Consider the following 20,703-nt stretch of genomic DNA (forward strand, 5'->3'; position numbering starts at 1 on the left):
GTATTGCTTATCAAAAATGAAACTACGCTGAATGCAAACAACCCGCCATCTTTTTCTTTGGCATTTAGCCTACCACAAAGGTATTGGCTAAGCCTATATTCTCGCTTATTTGGTATTAATTCTGAGCATTGTTGTGCTCTTTACTTCTTCCATCACCACATAGGTACGTGATTCACTCACCCCAGGTAAGCGCAAAAGTGTATCTCCTAGCAGACGCCGATAGCTCGACATGTCTGCAACACGCGCTTTGAGCAAGAAGTCAAAATTACCTGAAACCAAGTGACACTCTTGAATATCATCGTGCTTTTGTACCGCAGCAGAAAATTCTGCGAAAATATCAACCGATGTTTTCGTTAGTGTGATTTCAACGAACACCAACATGGCCGCCCCAAGTTTCTCTGGGTTAACGGTAGCGTGGTATCCCGTTATGTAACCTTGGGTTTCAAGTCTTTTTACCCTTTCTAAACAAGGGCTTGGGCTAAGCCCCACTTCTTTAGCGAGATCCACATTGGAAATTCGTCCATCTTTTTGCAATACAGAAAGTATGTTTCTATCTATTCTGTCGAGGTGTTTTGGAGTTTTTACTAGCATATAAAATATTACCAATATTGGTTTTCACAAAATATTACCTCAGTAATTCGCAATATTCAGCAATTAATTCCCTTTCCTCTCATCTATACTCAGCATCTTTATAATTTTATAAAATCATCCAAGCACATTTTATAGGAGTGCGATTATGCTGGTCGGTGTACCAAAAGAAATAAAAAATCACGAATACCGCGTTGGCTTAACCCCTGCGGCAGTGAAAGAGTTCGTTGCTCATGGCCATCAAGTTATGGTGCAAACGCTGGCAGGTGACGCAATCGGCTTCACAGATGAAATGTATGTTGATGCTGGCGCAACTATTGCTGCAACAGCCGAAGAGATTTTCGCAGCTGCGGAAATGATTGTGAAAGTGAAAGAGCCACAGCCGAATGAATGCAAAATGTTGCGCAAAGGCCAAACACTCTACACTTATCTTCACCTTGCTCCAGACCCAGAACAAACCAAGCTATTGGTAGCATCTGGCGCAACTTGTATCGCGTATGAAACTGTGACTGATGATCGCGGTGGATTACCCCTTCTTGCACCAATGAGTGAAGTAGCCGGCCGAATGTCTATTCAAGCGGGCGCACATTATTTGGAAAAAGCCTACGGCGGTAGCGGCACTTTGCTAGGCGGCGTACCAGGTGTAGCTCCGGGTAAAGTATTAGTTATCGGTGGTGGTGTTGTGGGCACACAAGCAGCGAAAATGGCCCTAGGCCTAGGTGCGAATGTGACCATTCTCGATCGCTCTCTACCTCGTCTTCGTCAACTTGACGATATCTTTAATGGCCAAGTGAATACGGTGTATTCAACAGTTGATGCTATTGAGCATTACTCTTCAACGGCTGACCTCGTAATTGGTGCGGTACTTATTCCAGGTGCGGCAGCGCCTAAGCTACTTAACGAAGACCACATCAAAGCAATGAAAAAAGGCTCGGTGTTGGTAGATGTTGCCATTGACCAAGGCGGTTGTTTCGCAACATCAAAAGCGACAACACACCAAGACCCCGTATACATGGTTGACGATGTAGTACATTACTGTGTAGCTAATATGCCTGGCGGTGTTGCTCGCACCTCTACTATGGCACTAAATAATGCCACCTTGCCATTTGGTTTGGCATTAGCCAATAAAGGCCCTCGTCAAGCCATGCTAGACGACAAGCACTTATTGAACGGCTTAAATGTTCACGAAGGTAAAGTGACATATAAAGCGGTAGTCGACGCACTAGGCGAAGAACTTAACCTCACCTACGTACCTGCAGAACAAGCATTAAGCTAAACAAAGCGTAATTAGCATACTAAAAAGCCCTGTCTCGAAATATTCGGTACAGGGCTTTTTGTTTGATACCAATAATTGTTTTTATAACGCGCTTAAGCTCGTATTAACGTCACTAAGCACGGCTAATGGATTTTCAGCCTTAGTAATTGGACGACCCATCACTAAATAACTCACGCCAGCAGTAATAGCATCAACAGGTGTCATCACCCGCTTTTGGTCACCTACGTCAGCACCAGCAGGACGAATACCCGGTGTAACCAACAAGAAAGATTCATCGTGAAACTCTCTCAACATTACCGCTTCTTGGGCAGAACACACAATACCGTCTAATCCGGCTTTTGCCGTCAAGGCTGCCAATTTCTTCACCTGGTCTGCAGGTGTTGTATTGGGTACTACATCAGCGAGCTGGGCTTCATCCATACTAGTCAGTACGGTTACCGCTATCAGTTTTGTACTTGGATTTGATGAGTTAGCGATGGCTTCTTTCGCGGCACGCATCATCACTTCACCACCTGAAGCATGTACGTTAACCATCCACACGCCTAATTCGGCTGCCGCTTTACAAGCTTTAGCTACCGTATTGGGAATATCGTGAAACTTCAAATCGAGAAACACATCAAATCCTTTTTGCACCAAGCTTTTGACAAATTCAGGGCCAAAAAGCGTGAACATTTCCTTGCCCACTTTGAGTTTACATTGTTGAGGATCGACTGAATCGACAAACTGGTTAGCTTTAGCGAGATCGTCAAAATCTAGCGCTACGATAACGAGTGAAGTATCTTGCATGGGGATAACTTATTCTCCGTCGAGGCCTTTGATGGGTTTCACCAAGCCCCACTTTTTACACGATGGACATAACCAATAAAGTTTATGACCGGAAAATCCACAGCTACCACAACGATATTTGGGGCGCTGTTTAATTTGTTGCTCTACGAGCTCAGACAACAATTGTAAACTAGTTGATGCTGGGTTGTCTTTTTGCAGTTGCATGTGCAACTCCATTAAGCGCTTAAACCCTTTCATTGTGGGTGTTTTTTGTAGTTGCGACAGCAAGAAAGCCGCGGCTTCATCGGTTTCGCCTCGCTGAGCAAGAATATTTGCCATCGCCAAATAACTAGACGCACATTGTTGCCAATGGGTTTTTAGCAGTGTTTCTAAACGTTCGTGTTCACCAGTCTTGTCGGCAACACTTTCTAATTTAGGGATAGCCTCGCCAAACCAGGATAAATCGTGTTCAGCGACTTGTGCTAGGTAATACCATGCGTCTTCATGGTTGCCCTGCTCTATTGCAAGTTCACCCAGCATTAACCATGGTCGTACTGCACGAGCATCTGCGTTCACGGCATGTTGAAGGAGCTTATGCCCTTGTTCAAGCTCACCGCCATCGAGCGCTATTTGTGCTTCTTCACAGTAGAAATGAGAGAGCTTTTCACTCACATCGTCGTTATCACCGTGACAACCCACCATACGCTCTGCGAGTTCAATGGCTCGAGACCATTCTTTGGTTGTTTGATAGATACTGAATAGCTGTTGTTGGGCATTCCAATAGTGCTTATCACTATTCAGTAGTTGTAAATATGCGTTCTCGGCGCGCTCCAGAAACCCTGCTTGGGTATAATCACGCCCCAATTCCATTAATGCGTTTTCGCGTTGTGATGGTTGAATTTCGTCTCGGCTAACCAGGTTCTGATGGACTTTGATGGCGCGGTCAATTTCGCCGCGATGACGAAAAAAATTTCCCATCGCAATGTGGGTTTCCACTGTATCACTATTTAAATTGATCATTTTGATCAGGGTATCAACCGCTTTGTCGGGTTGATCAGAAAGCAGGAAATTCAGGCCTTTGTAATAGTGCTTGGAGAGAATGCTAGATTGTTTACGCTGTGCTTGACGGACGCTATTGCGACCCATAATCCAGCCATAACCTGCTGCAACCGGTAAGAGTAAAAACAACAGTTCCAGCATAATTAATTTTCTTTAGACAATTTTTTTAGTTTAGCGTTAAGAGAAATCACTTTGACGCGAAGCGCCAACCAACTGGTCATCATGATCAAACAACCAATAACAGCGCCTAAGCCTAGGGTAATGGCAATCAGTGTAGATAATCGAATATCAGATTTGGCAATCAGATAATTCACGCTCACTACAGTATCGTTTTGAGAGCCAACTAACATGGCAAACCCAAGTATCAATACAATGAGAATAAGTGAGAACAATCGTTTCAATGCAAGAACCCTGAAATATAAGTTACCTTCAGGATAGCAAAATGCGAGTCCTGTTTACATCATCAGGCATAAAAAAAGCACTGATAAACAGTGCTTTTTTTCAAGTAGTTAAGCTACAGCCTCATTAACCCGGTCACGTAACTCTTTGCCCGGTTTAAAATGTGGCACATATTTCCCATCTAATTTTACGGTTTCGCCCGTCTTAGGATTACGCCCAACACGAGGTGCACGGTAATGTAGAGAGAAACTACCAAAACCTCGAATCTCGATACGATCACCCTTTTGCAGGGTTTGCGCCATCTGTTCAAGCATTTCTTTAATTGCAGTTTCAAGCTCTTTAGCAGGAATATGGCGAGCTTGATCCGCTAGCCGCTCAATTAACTCAGACTTGGTCATATTAACCTCTATGTCAAATAAGTTCCAAACAGCTACATAACACAGGTGTACGTTAACCGTACACCTGATAGCAGATTATTATTCGCCTTTAGCAGCTTTGAAAGCTTCAGCCATCGCGTTGGCAAAACCAACATCTTCTTGCTGATTAACTTTATCGATAGCTTCTTTTTCGTCAGCCTGATCTTTAGCTTTAACAGATAGGTTAACAACGCGGTTCTTACGGTCAACGCCCATAAATTTCGCTTCGATGCTATCGCCTACATTAGCGATTTCAGTTGCGTCTTCAACACGGTCACGTGACAAGTCACCAACACGGATGTAGCCTTCAACTTCTTCTGCTAGGTTAACGGTAACGCCTTTCGCGTCTACAGCTGTAACTGTACCATTAACGATAGCACCCTTCTTGTTATCTGTCAGATACTTATTGAAAGGATCTTCTTCAATCTGCTTAACGCCTAGAGAAATACGCTCACGCTCTGGGTCGACTTGTAGTACAACTGCAGAGATTTCGTCGCCTTTCTTATAGTCACGTACCGCTTCTTCGCCTGTCTTATTCCAAGAAATGTCAGACAAGTGAACAAGACCGTCGATGCCGCCGTCAAGACCGATGAAGATACCGAAGTCAGTGATTGACTTGATCTTACCAGACACTTTGTCGCCCTTCTCGTGAGAAGATGCGAAAGTTTCCCAAGGGTTAGCAATGCACTGTTTAAGGCCAAGAGAAATACGACGACGTTCTTCGTCGATTTCAAGAACCATAACTTCAACATTGTCACCAAGGTTAACCACTTTAGATGGGTGGATGTTCTTGTTAGTCCAATCCATTTCTGAAACGTGAACTAGACCTTCAACGCCATCTTCGATTTCTACGAAGCAGCCGTAATCAGTTAGGTTAGTTACTGCACCAGAAATCTTAGTGCCTTCTGGGTAACGGTTTGCAATTTCTTGCCATGGATCGTTGCCCATTTGCTTCATGCCCAAAGATACGCGTTGCTTATCTTTGTCGAACTTCAGAACTTTAACGTTGATTTCGTCACCAACGTTTACGATTTCACTTGGGTGCTTAACGCGCTTCCAAGCCATATCTGTGATGTGTAGAAGACCATCTACGCCACCCAAATCAACGAATGCACCGTAATCTGTAAGGTTCTTAACGATACCTTTGATTTCGTGACCTTCTTCAAGGTTAGAAAGAAGTGACTCACGCTCTGCACTGCTTTCTGCTTCGATAACTGCACGACGAGAAACAACAACGTTGTTGCGTTTTGCATCTAGCTTGATAACTTTAAACTCAAGCTCTTTGCCTTCAAGGTGCGTAGTGTCACGAACTGGACGTACGTCAACCAATGAACCAGGCAAGAACGCGCGTACACTGTTAACTTCAACAGTGAAACCGCCTTTAACTTTACCGTTGATAACGCCTTTAATAGTGGCTTTATCTTCGTAAGCTTTTTCTAGCTCAACCCAAGCTTCATGACGCTTCGCTTTTTCGCGAGATAGGATAGTTTCACCGAAACCGTCTTCAACAGCATCTAGTGCTACGTCAACAGTGTCACCGATTTCGATTTCAAGCGTACCTTCAGCGTTTTTGAATTGTTCAGCTGGGATAGCACTTTCTGATTTCAAGCCTGCGTCAACAAGAACGATGTCTTTGTCGATTGATACAACAGTACCTTTAACGATCGCACCTGGGCGAGTTTCTAGTTCCTGTAAGCTTTCTTCAAAAAGTTGTGCAAAATTTTCAGTCATAGGTTTAAATTTTCAATAAAGTTGATATCCACGCCTCAATCCGGTAAGCGAGGGGTTATTAAATTTCGTCATTACATCCTGTTATGACAGGTCCTGAAGTTCAGGGGCACAATGTAAAATGTTCGCCAGAATTATCTGCGCGATTTAACAATTTCCATTGCTTTATCAAAGACTTGGTTAATATCCAAATCCGTTGAATCTATTACAATTGCATCTTCAGCCGGTACCAATGGCGCCACCGAACGATTCATATCTCGCTCGTCTCTGGCTTTGATATCGGTTAAAAGGCGCGCAATATTAACATCCATGCCTTTGTCTTTCAACTGGTCAAAGCGACGCTGGGCGCGAGCTTCGGCACTGGCTGTTAAAAATATCTTTACCCCTGCATCGGGGAAAACCACGGTTCCCATGTCTCGACCGTCAGCGATTAACCCCGGCGATTCCTGAAATGCGCGCTGACGGCGTAACAAAGCTTCGCGAATTCGCGGTAACGCCGCGATAGAAGAAGCGACCGCGCCGACTTCTTCAGTGCGAATGTCATCGGTGACATCTTCGCCTTCTAAGACAATGCGGCGATGCCCGTCTTCTGTTTCAAAGCTCACATCTAAGCCAGTTGCTAACGGCACAATAGCCTCTTCATCATCGGTTGGTAAATCATGATGAAGTGTTGCCACCGCTAACACGCGATAGATCGCACCACTGTCGAGTAAGTGATAACCAAGTTTTTCTGCCAGTAAACTGCTTAAGGTGCCTTTTCCTGCACCACTCGGGCCGTCAACTGTGACCACGGGTATTGGATGCATACCTGCTCCAGATATTTTAAATTGTTGTAAAAATCGCGCGCAATTATACGCGTATAGGGCGAATACGCAATGACGCATATCAAACGTCATTGCGTGATATTCCGTTAATCTTGCATGTTAACGGTATAAAGTGACTTCTTAATGGCAGATTGTGGCAAATCGCGTGAAATAATCTGGGAAGGTTTTTGCGGTGCAACCTGGGTCGTTAATTGTCACCGGTGTATCACTTAAGCTCACCAATGAGAAACACATAGCGATACGGTGATCGTTATACGTATCAATTGCTGCATGGGTGAGTTTTTCAGGCGGGGTAACCACTATATAGTCGTGCCCTTCCTCGACCGTAGCACCTAACTTCATAAGTTCAGTCGCCATCGCATTTAAGCGGTCGGTTTCTTTCACTCGCCAGTTATAAATATTGCGGATTGCTGTGGTGCCTTCTGCAAAGAGTGCGGTTGTGGCGATGGTCATGGCTGCATCAGGAATGTGATTCATATCTAAATCTACACCTTTAAGCGGTTGCCCATGAACAATCACACAATCGTCATGCCACTCAATCTTTGCGCCCATCGCTTCAAGCACATCGGCAAATCGGATGTCGCCTTGAATACTGTTTTTACCAATGCCCGTTACTTTAACCGTACCGCCCTTAATTGCACCTGCCGCAAGGAAGTAAGACGCCGACGATGCATCACCTTCAACCAAAAAGCGTTCTGGAGCAACGTAGCGCTGACCCGCAGGAATGACAAAATGCGCATAGTCTTGGTTTTCAACGGTAACACCAAACTTCGCCATTGTGTCTAGGGTAATATCTATATAAGGCTTAGAGACTAACTCACCCTTGATATGAATGCGTGTCTCACCTTCCATCAGAGGTGCTGCCATGAGTGCGGCAGTGAGGAATTGGCTAGACACACTGCCATCAACAGTCATGTCACCACCTTGAAGCCACTTACCCTTAATATGAAGCGGTGGATACCCATCATTTTTAAGATAGTCGACCGACGCGCCCACTTGTCGAAGGGCATCAACTAAATCACCGATAGGACGCTCTTCCATTCTAGGCTCGCCGGTTAGGGTAACATCAACATTGGATGCAGCTAAAGCCGCACACAAAGGACGCATTGCCGTTCCTGCGTTACCCAAGAACAGTGATTTATGACTATCGGTAGTGAAAACACCGCCTAAGCCGGTTACGCGGCACTCAGTACGGTCTTCATTAAGGGAATAACTCACGCCTAGTTCGGTGAGTGCATTGAGCATATGACGAATGTCGTCACTATCTAGTAAGTTAGTAACTAATGTTTCGCCGTCGGCAAGGGCCGCAAGCAAGAGCGCTCGGTTAGACAAACTTTTTGAACCCGGTACATTTACCGTACCACTGATAGATGCAACTGGGTGTAAGGTTAACTGCTCGACCTGACTCATCCGTGGCGCCTCTCAAAATCACTCATAAAATCAGCTAACGCCTGAACACCTTCGATTGGCATAGCGTTATAAATACTTGCGCGCATACCGCCTACAGAACGGTGACCTTTTAACGCTAGCAATCCAGCGGCTTTAGACTCTTCAAGGAACACTTTATCCAAGTTTGCATCATGTAGTTGGAATGGCACATTCATGCGTGAGCGGTTTTCAGCGTGAATAGTGTTTCGATAGAAACCTGAACCATCGATTGCACCATACAGCAGTTCAGCTTTCGCTTGGTTTCTTGCTGCCATAGCCTCTGTACCACCCTGCTCTTTGATCCACTTAAAGACCAAACCAGCCAGATACCATGAGAACGTGGGAGGTGTGTTATACATAGAGTCGTTGTTCGCCATCAAGGCATAATCAAAAATTGATGGGATAACGTTCTGAGACTGACCAATAAGGTCGTCGCGTACAATCACTACGGCTAGACCTGAAGGACCAATATTCTTTTGTGCGCCAGCATAAATCACACCGTATTTAGATACGTCTAGTGGCTGAGACAAAATAGTAGAAGACATATCGGCTACAAGTGGCACTTTGCCAGATTCAGGCAACCAATCAAAAGCAACACCGTCTACCGTCTCATTTGGACAAAAGTGAAGATAAGCAGCGGATTGATCTACCTGAGATTCTGTAACGCGTGGTACATAACGCAAGCCATCTTGTTCAACCGACTCGCCCATGACTTGCGCATTGTTGTACTTACTGGCTTCGCTCACTGCACCTTTAGACCAAGAACCAGTCACTAAGTGAAGTGATAGGTCGTCAGGTTTTGACAAGTTTAGCGGTACAGCGGCAAATTGACCTCGGCCACCGCCTTGAGAAAACAGCACCTTGTAATTGTCTGGGACATTTAGCAAGTCGCGAAGATCTTGCTCCGCTTGCGCGGCGATTTCAATAAAGTCAGCGCCACGGTGGCTGACTTCCATAATAGAACAACCGGTATCATGCCAGTTAGTAAACTCAGATTGAGCCAGTTCCATTACAGGTGCGGGTAGCATGGCTGGCCCAGCACTAAAATTAAACACGTTTTTCATGAGCTTTGTTCAACACCTTTAATGACACATCCACAAACCGTTTATAAAAAACGAAGTGTGGCTATGAAAAAACAAGCGGCTTAAGCCGCTTGTTGGATTATGACGACTACGCTTCCTGCCTAAGCGGGAAGCCCTCGCTTTTATTCTTCTGTCGTTTGCTCATTGCCGTCAGTCGTTTGATCTGCGGCAGCATTTTCTTCAACGGTGTTTTCCCCGTCTTCAATAAACTTTTCGTCGGTTTCAACTTCTTCAATACGTTGAAGACCCACAACGCTTTCATTCTCACCGGTACGGATCAATCGAACGCCTTGTGTGTTACGACCAACCGTAGAGACTTCGCTCACACGAGTACGAACAAGCGTACCCATATCGCTGATCAACATGATTTCGTCGTTTTCATCAACTTGAACAGCACCAACAACTTTACCGTTACGCTCTGTTACCTTGATTGATACTACACCTTGTGTAGCACGGCTCTTGGCTGGGTATTCAGCTAGCGGCGTACGCTTACCAAAACCGTTTTCCGTTGCGGTAAGAATAGCACCATCACCACGAGGCACGATGAGTGATACCACACGCTGACCTTCTTGCAGCTTGATACCACGAACACCTGTTGCAGTACGGCCCATTGGACGTAGTGCCAGAATCTCTTCACCGGTTTCAGGGTCGCGCTTCACTTCGCCCGTTTCAGAATCACGCGCTTTCTCGTTAAAGCGAACCACCTTACCTTCGTCAGAGAACAACATAATGTCGTCATTGCCATCGGTAATCGCTACCCCGATTAATTCGTCACCTTCGTTGAGGTTAACAGCAATAATACCGCTTGAACGAGGGCGAGAGTATGAACTCAAATCGGTTTTCTTAACCACACCATTGGCTGTTGCCATGAGTACGTAGTTGTTTTCAGTGAATTCTTTAATTGGCAAGATAGCAGTAATACGCTCATCGGCTTCTAGCGGCAGAATATTCACAATCGGACGGCCACGTGCATTACGGCTAGCCAGTGGTAATTGATAAACCTTCAACCAATACAAACGACCGCGTGTAGAGAAGCACAAGATATGATCGTGAGTATTTGCAACAAGCAGTTTCTCGATGAAGTCTTCATCTTTCATACGAGTTGCAGCTTTACCTTTACCACCACGGCGCTGTGCTTCGTAATCAGAAAGCTTCTGATATTTCACGTAGCCTTCGTGAGACAAGGTTACCACTACGTCTTCTTGTTCAATCAAGTCTTCAATATCAATATCGTGACTTGCCGCTGTAATCTCAGTACGACGCTCATCGCCGAATTCATCACGGATTTTTTCTAGTTCTTCGCGAATCACTTCCATTAGTCGCTCAGGGCTACCTAGGATGTGAAGTAACTCGGCGATTTGTTCGAGTAACTCTTTGTACTCGCCCAAGATTTTTTCGTGCTCAAGACCCGTCAGTTTGTGCAAACGAAGGTCAAGAATCGCCTGAGCCTGTTGCTCAGTCAGGTAGTATTTGCCGTCGCGAATACCAAACTCTGGCTCTAGCCAATCTGGGCGAGCAGCATCGTTACCGGCTCTTTCAAGCATTTCGGCAACATCACCTAAATCCCAACCTTGTGCAACTAGGCCTTTCTTCGCTTCAGCAGGGCTTGGTGAAGCCTTGATCAGCTCGATAACTGGGTCGATGTTAGCCAACGCAATGGCCAAACCTTCCAATACGTGAGCTCGGTCACGGGCTTTACGTAATTCGTAAACCGTACGACGTGTAACAACTTCACGACGGTGAAGAACAAAGGCTTCCAATACTTCTTTCAGGTTAAAGACTTTTGGCTGACCGTTGTCCAATGCCACCATATTAATACCGAATACCGTTTGCAGCTGGGTATTGGCGTATAAATGGTTAAGTAGAACTTCCGCAGACTCATTGCGTTTTACTTCAATAACAATGCGCATACCGTCTTTATCAGACTCATCGCGCAGAGCCGAAATCCCTTCTACTTTCTTCTCTTTAACTAGCTCTGCGATCTTTTCGATCAAGCGAGCTTTGTTAACCTGATAAGGAATCTCATGAACGATAATGGTTTCTTTACCGTTATCTTCTGTTTCGATTTCTGCTTTGGCGCGAAGGTAAATCTTTCCACGCCCAGTGCGATAGGCATCGTCGATACCTTTTCTACCGCTGATCATGGCAGCAGTTGGGAAATCTGGGCCGGGAATGTACTCCATCAATTGCTCAATGCCGATTGATGGGTCTTCGATTAACGCCACACACCCATTAATCACTTCCGTTAGGTTATGTGGAGGTATGTTAGTTGCCATACCTACTGCAATACCTGACGAGCCATTTACTAGCAAGTTGGGTACTTTTGTCGGTAATACTTCTGGGATTTGCTCTGTACCGTCGTAGTTAGGTACAAAATCTACTGTTTCTTTTTCGAGGTCAGCAAGTAATTCATGGGCAATTTTTGCCATGCGCACTTCGGTGTAACGCATTGCTGCTGCTGAGTCACCATCAACAGAACCAAAGTTACCTTGACCATCAACCAACATGTAGCGCAGTGAGAATGGCTGAGCCATACGAACGATTGTGTCGTAAACCGCAGAGTCACCATGTGGGTGATATTTACCAATTACGTCACCCACCACACGGGCAGACTTTTTGTATGGCTTGTTAAAATCGTTTTTCAGTTCATTCATCGCGAACAATACGCGGCGATGCACTGGCTTTAAACCGTCTCTTACGTCGGGCAAGGCGCGCCCAACAATAACGCTCATTGCATAGTCAAGGTAGGAATTCTTTAGCTCTTCCTCAATATTGACGGGGAGAATTTCTTTAGCGTTATCAGTCATAAACTGCTTGGTCCCTTATTAGGTTTGTCACTTACCGCCTTCTTGCTCGAATCCTGTCTCGAACAAACTGCTTTAGTCGGCAGCGATCGCTTATTATGGGTATAGTAGTAACCCATGACTATAACATCGGTGAACGGAATTATGTAGCGCTTAATCTCGATAATCTTCGACTTATGTGTTGAGCGAATAAAATTTGTTCAGCTAACAGAATATATTGAAATACGCCGTCCCATTTGCGGCTAATTTAAGGTATGTTTATACGCCATAAAGAAGCTCTCGATCGCCCTGATCGCAATTTATGGACAGAACGAATACATAATGGCAAACGTTGATCATAAAGAAATAGAAAAATTCAGTGAGATTGCTGCCCGTTGGTGGGACCCTGAAAGTGAATTTAAACCTCTCCACCTTATTAACCCGTTACGTTTAGATTTCATCGAACTGCACGCAAAGGGTCTCTTCGACAAAAAAGTGGTCGATATCGGCTGTGGCGGTGGCATTCTTGCAGAGGCAATGGCAAAAGCCGGCGCTCATGTCACGGGTTTAGACATGGCAGAAGCGTCATTAGAAATTGCCAAGCTACACGGCTTGGAGTCTGGCGTGGCGGTTGATTACCACTGTATACCTGCAGAAGTGTTCGCAGAAGAACACGCTGGCCAATACGACGTTGTAACGTGTCTTGAAATGCTCGAACACGTACCCGACCCGGCTTCCATCATCGCGGCTTGCGCCAAACTGGTTAAACCGGGTGGCCATGTATTCTTTTCTACGTTAAACCGCAATATAAAGTCTTATCTCATGGGCATTGTCGGTGCTGAATATCTGTTGGGTTTAGTGCCTAAAGGCACCCATGATCACGGCCGCTTTATTAAGCCTTCAGAATTGATGCGGATGACGGATCAGGCGGATCTGTTTGCACGCGATATCACCGGGCTACATATGGATCCCGTGATGCAAACCTTTTACCTTTCAGATAAAAACGTTGACGTAAACTATTTACTGCATTGTGTTGCACCTGAATAGTTAACACAACATCTAGTGATATTAAACAAATAGTAACACTATATATCGTGATTTTATAAACAGTGATTTTTTGTAATAAATTGTTTTAACGATCACAAAAAAAGATTTTTTTTCTTGCATTTGATTTAACGACGGTAGATCAAAGACTCTCAAGTGAGTCAACACTAACCTGAATTTAGACTCGGTCTAATTGGCTGAATAACCACCAGATGTTGGGTTGCATTACGGCTCAAACCTCACTATCTTGTGGTTATTCTGAAACGGACGCACAACTCTCTTAATACAGAGTGTCATCAGAGCGCGATTCAGATCCGTCCGATCCGACGGCAAGAAAAAACAGTAAAACGATAAACTGGGCATTGATGCCCTCGCTTCAAGCGCTAACAGATAACGGCCAGTAAATAATGAACAATAATCTAACTGTCACTAAACGTAACGGTGTTAAAGAGCCCATCGATCTGGAAAAAATTCACAAGGTTATTACGTGGGCTGCTAAAGGCCTACAACATGTGTCTGTTTCTCAGGTAGAAATCAAAGCTCAAATTCAGTTCTATGATGGTATTAAAACTGAAGAAATTCATGAAACTCTCATCAAGTCTGCGGCAGATCTAATCTCAACTGATGCACCAGATTATCAATATCTTGCTGCGCGCTTAGCGATCTTCCATTTACGTAAAAAGGCCTACGGTGATTTTGAACCGCCTGCGCTTTTCGATCACGTTAAGAAGATGGTTGAAAACGGCAAATACGATGAGCACTTGTTAGCAGACTACTCGGCTGAAGAATTCGCAGAAATGGATTCTTATATCGACCATTGGCGCGATATGAATTTCAGCTATGCGGCAGTGAAACAGTTAGAAGGTAAGTATTTAGTTCAAAACCGTGTAACGGGTGAAATTTACGAGAGTGCGCAGTTCTTATATATTCTCGTTGCAGCTTGCTTGTTTGCAAACTACCCCAAAGACACTCGTTTGAGTTATATCCGTCGTTTCTACGATGCAGCTTCTACTTTCAAGTTGTCGTTGCCTACGCCCATCATGGCCGGTGTACGTACACCAACGCGTCAATTTAGCTCATGCGTACTCATTGAGACAGGCGATAGCTTAGATTCAATTAATGCAACAGCCAGTGCCATTGTAAAATACGTGAGCCAACGCGCCGGTATCGGTGTTAACGCAGGACGTATTCGCGCACTAGGTAGCCCTATCCGCGGCGGCGAAGCTTTCCACACGGGTTGTATCCCATTCTATAAATACTTCCAAACGGCAGTAAAAAGCTGCTCTCAAGGTGGTGTTCGCGGTGGCGCCGCTACCCTGTTCTATCCGCTTTGGCACATGGAAGTAGAATCACTGTTGGTATTGAAAAACAACCGTGGTGTAGAAGAAAACCGCGTTCGTCACTTAGACTACGGTGTACAGTTCAACAAGTTGATGTATCAGCGCATGATGAAAGACGACTACATCACTTTGTTTAGCCCATCAGACGTACCAGGTTTATACGACGCATTTTTCGCTGACCAAGACAAATTTGAAGCGCTTTACGTGAAATACGAACAAGATGAAAGCATTCGTAAAAAGCGTATTAAGGCGATGGAATTATTCAGCTTGTTTATGCAAGAGCGTGCAAGCACTGGCCGTATTTATCTGCAAAACGTTGACCACTGTAATACACACAGTCCGTTTAACCCTGAAGTAGCGCCTGTACGCCAGAGCAACTTGTGTCTTGAGATTGCTTTGCCAACTAAACCGCTTAGTCATGTTAACGACGAAGAAGGCGAAATTGCCCTTTGTACGTTGTCAGCGTTTAACCTTGGCGCAATTCAATCACTTGATGAATTTGAAGAGTTATCAGACCTTGCTGTACGTGCACTAGACAACCTTTTGGATTATCAAGATTACCCCGTTCCAGCAGCATACAATGCGACGATGAATCGTCGTACATTGGGTGTTGGTGTGATCAACTTTGCTTACTACCTAGCAAAAAATGGCGTTAAATATTCAGATTTCAGTGCGAACAACTTGATCCACAAAACCTTCGAAGCCATGCAATATCACTTGTTAAAAGCTTCGAACAACTTGGCGAAAGAGAAAGGCGCGTGTCCGAAGTTCAACGAGACCACCTACTCTCAAGGTATTTTGCCTATCGATTCGTACAAGAAAGATGTAGACAGCATTTGTAATGAACCATTACACCTAGATTGGGAAACGCTTCGCGAAGAAATCAAAACGCACGGTTTGCGTAACTCAACCCTGTCTGCATTGATGCCTTCAGAAACCTCTTCACAGATTTCAAATGCGACAAACGGTATTGAACCACCGCGTGGCCACATCAGTATCAAGTCGAGTAAAGATGGTGTGTTGAAGCAAGTAGTGCCTGAGTACGAGCGCTTGAAAGACAAGTACGAGTTATTGTGGGATATCCCTTCTAACGACGGTTACTTGCAGCTTTGTGGCATTATGCAGAAGTTTGTTGATCAAACCATTTCTGCTAATACAAGCTACGACCCAAGCAAATACGAAAATGGCAAAGTGCCAATGCGTTTGTTGTTAAAAGACCTTCTTACCGCTTACAAACTTGGTGTGAAGACGCTTTATTATCACAACACGCGAGACGGCGCGGCAGATACCGCTTCTCTTGAAGTAAAACAGCAAGAGCAGAAGCCTCAAGCCCAAGAAGTGGTGATTGAGGAAGATGACGATTGTGCTGGCGGTGCATGCAAAATTTAGCATGCACCCTGCCCCTGTTTTTAACGTAATGTTCGTATTTAGCAAATAAGTGATTAGAGAGCGATGAAATACACGACTTTTAACCAAGAAAGTGTGAACCCATTAGTCGAACCAATGTTTTTTGGTAACCCAGTAAATGTTGCCCGTTACGACCAACAGAAACACAGTATTTTTGAGAAACTTATCGAGAAGCAAATCAGTTTCTTTTGGCGTCCAGAAGAAGTTGACGTATCTCGCGATCGCGTTGACTTTCAAAAGCTCACCGACCCAGAGAAACACATTTTTATTTCAAACCTGAAATATCAAACCCTGCTCGACTCAGTACAAGGTCGAAGCCCCAACATTGCTTTTTTGCCTATTATTTCATTGCCTGAATTAGAAACTTGGGTTGAGACATGGTCTTTCTTTGAAACCATTCACTCACGCTCTTACACCCACATTTTGCGTAACTTATTTTCTGATCCAAGCGAAATCTTCGAAGATATCGTGGTGAATGACGAAATTAAACGTCGCGCAACGGATATTTCAAAGTACTATGACGACCTCATCTTTGCGACTCAATTGTGGCAAACACAGGGAGAAGGCGTACATACCGTTAATGGTGAAACCCACACTATTAATCAGCGCGAATTAAAGAAAAAACTATTCTTGTGCATGAACTCGGTCAATGCCCTCGAAGCGATTCGTTTTTATGTGTCATTCGCGTGTACCTTTGCTTTTGCAGAGCGTGAGTTGATGGAAGGTAACGCTAAAATCATTCGCCTCATTGCCCGCGACGAGAACCTTCACCTTTCTTCTACACAACATATCTTGAACCTATGGGCGAAAGGTAAAGACGATCCTGAAATGGCAGAGATCGCCGAAGAGTGTAAAGACGAAGCCAAAGCGATCTTTATGAAAGCGGTTGAGCAAGAAAAGCAGTGGGCGGAATACTTGTTCCAATACGGTTCAATGATTGGCTTGAACAAAGATATTCTTTGCCAGTACGTGGAATACATTGCGAACCACCGCATGGCCGCTATCGGCATGGGACAACCTTATGACGTGACAAGTAACCCATTACCTTGGATGAATAATTACTTAAATTCAGACAACGTACAGGTTGCACCGCAAGAATCTGAAATTAGCTCATACTTAGTGGGCCAAATTGATTCTGCGGTAAGCGAAGACGATTTCGCCGACTTCGAACTCTAATCTATTAGATGAAAGCCGCATCTGGTGGTCGTCGCATTGAAATACTCGATGTGACGACCATTGAAACCGCAGATAATCAAACCCTGCTGGAAACACTCGAAACCAATAAAATCCATATCCACTACCAATGTCGAGATGGTTTTTGTGGCGCTTGTCGCACAACGCTACTGTCTGGTTCCGTGGAGTACACGACTGATCCCCTCGCCTTTATTGACGACGACGAAATATTACCTTGTTGCTGTTACGCTACTTCTGACTGCAAAATTAAAGTGAATTATTAATTTTTATCTTTGTGGATCGTCTAACTGAAAGCCCATCGATGAAACGATCGTTTCACTAAAATTAAGCACGGTGTGTTTACAAATAGTGCAAATTGTCACGCACCAAAAATTTACACTCTCTGAATTTACCTGACAAAAAACTGACTCTTCATTTATTTTTTGTTTTTTCATCGCTAATTTTAGGCGTTACGTCGCACCCAAATTTATACGCAAGACCCTGATTTTTATCTAACTTTAGTTTAATCTTATATATTTCTCTGCGCTATTTGTTCACCTATTTCCCATACCTATAGACCACATGGTCAAGTTTTTGGCACTAAAGATGCTCCATGCTGGTTTCCATGCACTATGGATAATCACTCACAACTTGGAAACACAAAAATGAAACAATGGGAATGTAAACCTCACCGTCTCAGCCTCGCTATAGCCATGGCAATGTCGGTATTTGTCATGCAATCAGCAAACGCTCAAGAAGAAGGCGAAGTTGAAGTAATCGACGTCACAGGTAAACGAACTGACAGTTACGGGCTAATGCCAACGGAAGATAGCAGCAGCGCCTTCGGTTTGGATAAAAGCCTTTATGAAACACCGCGTTCAATTACGGAAGTCAGTGAAGACTTAGTCGATAAATTTGCGTTACGTAGCGTCGATGATCTAGTACGCCTAACACCAGGCGCTTTTACAAGTTCATTTTTCGGTATTAAAGGGGCCATGGATATACGTGGGGAACCTGCCGACAACTATTTCAGAGGCTTTAGACGCATAGCTAACCCTGGGGCATTTAACACGATTATTCGCGGCGCCGAAAAATTAGAAATTATGCGAGGCCCAGTTTCGCCGTTATATGGCAGTGGCAGTGTTGGCGGCCAATTAAACTACATTCCAAAATCGGCAAAAGTAGATGGCAGTAAGTATATTGAATCGGTTACAGGTGATATCTCAGCAACCGTTGGATCGTATGATCAACAAATTATCTCAGGTAGTCTGGCTATTCCCTTTCAGCTCGGTGAACGTTATGGCGGCATTAACTTCTTCGCAGAAGTAGAAGATTCGGGATCATACTTTCGCGGTTATGAACCCAGCAGTGAACTTGTACAAGCAGCAGTAGACATTGATTGGAGTGACAGCACTACCATCGAGTTTGGTATTCAATACCAAAAAACAGACAGTATTCAGGTTCCTGGCTGGAACCGCGTTACGCAAGATTTAATTGATAATGGCACCTACATCACTGGTTCAGCCCAAACACTTAACTCAGACAACACCATAGGCGCAGACACCCTACTTCCACAAGAGTCTGCTTTTATTGCCCCATTTGCACCTGGTTATCTGAATAACGCATTTTCAAACACCGGGAGTTTCTGTAGTGCGGCAGCTGCGGGCGAAGGCAATGCGACCTACAATGGATTCGACCTTTCTTGTCCTGGTGGCTTTGGTAACTTTTTGTCAGACCGCACCCTTGATAACCCATTTGTGTTAACCAACGTGGGCACCACACAACTTGATCACCGCACTACCTTTATCGACGAGCATGACTACGCCGATACAACAGCTATCACAGCCTACTTTGATGTGACTCACGAATTCGACAATGGTATGACGTGGAAAAATGAAGCCTTTTATGACTACATGGACCACACCAAATACCAAAGCTGGGGGTTTACCGCACTATACCCCGACTCGAACCTATTTGAACTAAGAACGAGTCTCTCGTTTGATATTGAATTTGATAAGGTTGAAGCCCAGTCTATTGTCGGAGCAAACTACCGCTACGAAGATTTATACAACAACGCAGCATGGTTTGACGAAACATTCGATTTCCGTGACATTTCAGTCGGTCCAACGGCAAACGACCGTATTTCTCCCGCAGTATGGGACCCATACGAATATGCCACCATTGTTTATGATGATGAAGGTAACCCTACCGGCATCGACGGCACCCTACTTCGAAATTTCAACGAACGCCATAAATCAATCACCAAAAATACCGGCCTGTTCTTCTTAACAGACATCGCTTTTGGCGATTTGAGCGTACTTTTAGGCGGCCGTTACGACTACTTCGATGTTGAAGCCGAAGACACATGGGTTAGCTATTTTGGCGAAGCACAAGGCGATGGCGTACATACAGGCAATGACGACGCATTCAGTTACAACCTAAGCGTATCTTACAATTTCGACGGCATTGTACCTTACGTAACTCATGCAGTTTCAAACTCTCTGAGTACTAACCAATTGGGCGGTATTGTACCCACTACCGTGGACAACAGTGAATATTTGCAAGAATCTACGCTAACTGAAGTCGGCGTAAAAATGAATTTATTGGACGGTAAACTCTACACTGCTCTGTCGTATTATGACCAAGATAAAACCTTCCGCGACAGCCAAACCAACGCACTAGTCGCGGTATTTGGTGAAGGCTATGAATTTGAATTCAGAGCTTTGATTACCGATAACTTGTCTGTTTTAGGTACAGCTACACACACAAAAACTACCGAAGTCAGTGATGGTGCTTTGGCGGTTATCAATGGTGCCGATTTCGCCGCACAAAACGGCCTTGAGGCCTGGGAAGTGTACGGTGGTCGTATTGCTGGAGATCGGTCTGCATTCGTCGGTCAAGGTGTTGAGCTTGAGCGCGGTGGCTTACCAGACAATATCGCCAGTGTTTACGCTAACTGGGCGCAAGAACTCGTAGGCGGTGAGTTTTCAGCCAGCATTGGTATGACGTGGGTAGATTCAACGTATACCGACATTATGCAAACAGTGATGTTACCAAGTTACACCATATGGAACGGCTCTGTTGGCTACGCCTATGGCCCCGTGTCGGTGATGTTGAAAGCCAATAACCTACTCGATGAAGAATACTACACCTCTGCGGACTTATTCGACTCAGTGGTAGTGAAGCCATCAGAAGGTCGCACCTTTTCACTCACCGCAACCTATCAGTTCTAAACACTTATTTCGTTTAGTTACTAAAAGGCCCTGTTAAAAACAGGGCCTCAGATTGATGATAAACCCCTCTTTTTTCAGAGGGGTTTATTTTTTCTAGCAGCCGAAGGCTGCGATCGCGATATTTTTTATAGCAGCTTTATTGTTCGAGTGTTGGGTTC

16 protein-coding genes are annotated in these 20,703 nt (G+C 44.6%); 6 read left to right on the forward strand and 10 right to left on the reverse strand.

The genetic code is table 11. The features are described 5' to 3' along the window. Window positions 1-105: 105 nt before the first annotated feature. On the reverse strand, window positions 106-591 hold the full coding sequence (gene lrp / locus ACXAH6_RS17670) for a leucine-responsive transcriptional regulator Lrp (protein WP_474878976.1): 486 nt from the start codon (window positions 589-591) through the stop codon (window positions 106-108). Window positions 592-736: 145 nt separating this feature from the next. Here lrp and ald point away from each other — a divergent pair, with 145 nt between their 5' ends. Further along, window positions 737-1,864 carry an alanine dehydrogenase gene (gene ald / locus ACXAH6_RS17675; protein ID WP_474878978.1) on the forward strand — a complete coding sequence of 376 codons (1,128 nt, stop codon included), beginning with the start codon at window positions 737-739 and terminating at the stop codon, window positions 1,862-1,864. Between the two features lie 81 nt (window positions 1,865-1,945). On the opposite strand, the gene pyrF is transcribed toward ald, so the two are convergent. From pyrF to gyrA, 9 genes are all read right to left on the reverse strand, one after another. Beyond that, the gene (pyrF, locus tag ACXAH6_RS17680) at window positions 1,946-2,650 is read right to left on the reverse strand and encodes an orotidine-5'-phosphate decarboxylase (protein WP_474878980.1); all 705 of its coding nucleotides are present in this window, start codon (window positions 2,648-2,650) and stop codon (window positions 1,946-1,948) included. A gap of 9 nt (window positions 2,651-2,659) precedes the next feature. Then, window positions 2,660-3,829 (reverse strand): lipopolysaccharide assembly protein LapB, encoded by a 1,170-nt coding sequence (gene lapB / locus ACXAH6_RS17685; RefSeq protein ID WP_474878982.1) that lies wholly within the window; start codon window positions 3,827-3,829, stop codon window positions 2,660-2,662. A 2-nt stretch (window positions 3,830-3,831) separates the two neighbouring features. Further along, entirely contained in the window at window positions 3,832-4,089 is a 258-nt protein-coding gene (locus ACXAH6_RS17690; RefSeq protein WP_474878983.1) for a LapA family protein, read from the reverse strand. A gap of 108 nt (window positions 4,090-4,197) precedes the next feature. Continuing rightward, window positions 4,198-4,485 (reverse strand): integration host factor subunit beta, encoded by a 288-nt coding sequence (ihfB, locus tag ACXAH6_RS17695; RefSeq protein ID WP_474878985.1) that lies wholly within the window; start codon window positions 4,483-4,485, stop codon window positions 4,198-4,200. 78 nt (window positions 4,486-4,563) lie between these two features. Beyond that, entirely contained in the window at window positions 4,564-6,234 is a 1,671-nt protein-coding gene (rpsA, locus tag ACXAH6_RS17700) for a 30S ribosomal protein S1 (protein ID WP_474878986.1), read from the reverse strand. Between the two features lie 131 nt (window positions 6,235-6,365). Continuing rightward, complete coding sequence (cmk, locus tag ACXAH6_RS17705) at window positions 6,366-7,037, reverse strand: (d)CMP kinase (RefSeq protein ID WP_474878988.1); 672 nt, start codon at window positions 7,035-7,037, stop codon at window positions 6,366-6,368. A 138-nt stretch (window positions 7,038-7,175) separates the two neighbouring features. After that, the gene (gene aroA / locus ACXAH6_RS17710) at window positions 7,176-8,465 is read right to left on the reverse strand and encodes a 3-phosphoshikimate 1-carboxyvinyltransferase (protein WP_474878989.1); all 1,290 of its coding nucleotides are present in this window, start codon (window positions 8,463-8,465) and stop codon (window positions 7,176-7,178) included. Further along, a complete protein-coding gene (gene serC, locus ACXAH6_RS17715) occupies window positions 8,462-9,547 on the reverse strand; it encodes a 3-phosphoserine/phosphohydroxythreonine transaminase (RefSeq protein ID WP_474878991.1) in 1,086 nt (361 codons plus the stop codon). Before serC ends, aroA begins: the two co-directional genes overlap by 4 nt. Before the next feature lie 140 nt (window positions 9,548-9,687). Then, window positions 9,688-12,372: a DNA topoisomerase (ATP-hydrolyzing) subunit A gene (gene gyrA / locus ACXAH6_RS17720; protein WP_474878992.1), complete on the reverse strand. Its 2,685-nt coding sequence runs from the start codon at window positions 12,370-12,372 to the stop codon at window positions 9,688-9,690. Between the two features lie 318 nt (window positions 12,373-12,690). Between gyrA and ubiG the strand changes: the two genes are divergently transcribed. From ubiG to ACXAH6_RS17745, 5 genes are all read left to right on the forward strand, one after another. Next, complete coding sequence (ubiG, locus tag ACXAH6_RS17725; protein WP_474878993.1) at window positions 12,691-13,395, forward strand: bifunctional 2-polyprenyl-6-hydroxyphenol methylase/3-demethylubiquinol 3-O-methyltransferase UbiG; 705 nt, start codon at window positions 12,691-12,693, stop codon at window positions 13,393-13,395. A gap of 404 nt (window positions 13,396-13,799) precedes the next feature. Next, window positions 13,800-16,121, forward strand: coding sequence for a class 1a ribonucleoside-diphosphate reductase subunit alpha (gene nrdA, locus ACXAH6_RS17730; protein ID WP_474878995.1), 2,322 nt, complete (start codon window positions 13,800-13,802; stop codon window positions 16,119-16,121). 63 nt (window positions 16,122-16,184) lie between these two features. Further along, the gene (gene nrdB, locus ACXAH6_RS17735) at window positions 16,185-17,315 is read left to right on the forward strand and encodes a class Ia ribonucleoside-diphosphate reductase subunit beta (RefSeq protein ID WP_474878997.1); all 1,131 of its coding nucleotides are present in this window, start codon (window positions 16,185-16,187) and stop codon (window positions 17,313-17,315) included. A gap of 8 nt (window positions 17,316-17,323) precedes the next feature. Next, complete coding sequence (yfaE, locus tag ACXAH6_RS17740; protein WP_474878999.1) at window positions 17,324-17,596, forward strand: class I ribonucleotide reductase maintenance protein YfaE; 273 nt, start codon at window positions 17,324-17,326, stop codon at window positions 17,594-17,596. A 381-nt stretch (window positions 17,597-17,977) separates the two neighbouring features. Then, window positions 17,978-20,545, forward strand: coding sequence for a TonB-dependent siderophore receptor (locus tag ACXAH6_RS17745; protein WP_474879001.1), 2,568 nt, complete (start codon window positions 17,978-17,980; stop codon window positions 20,543-20,545). Window positions 20,546-20,703: the final 158 nt, after the last annotated feature.

The sequence above is a fragment of the Alteromonas sp. ABE4_545 genome (genome assembly GCF_056161325.1).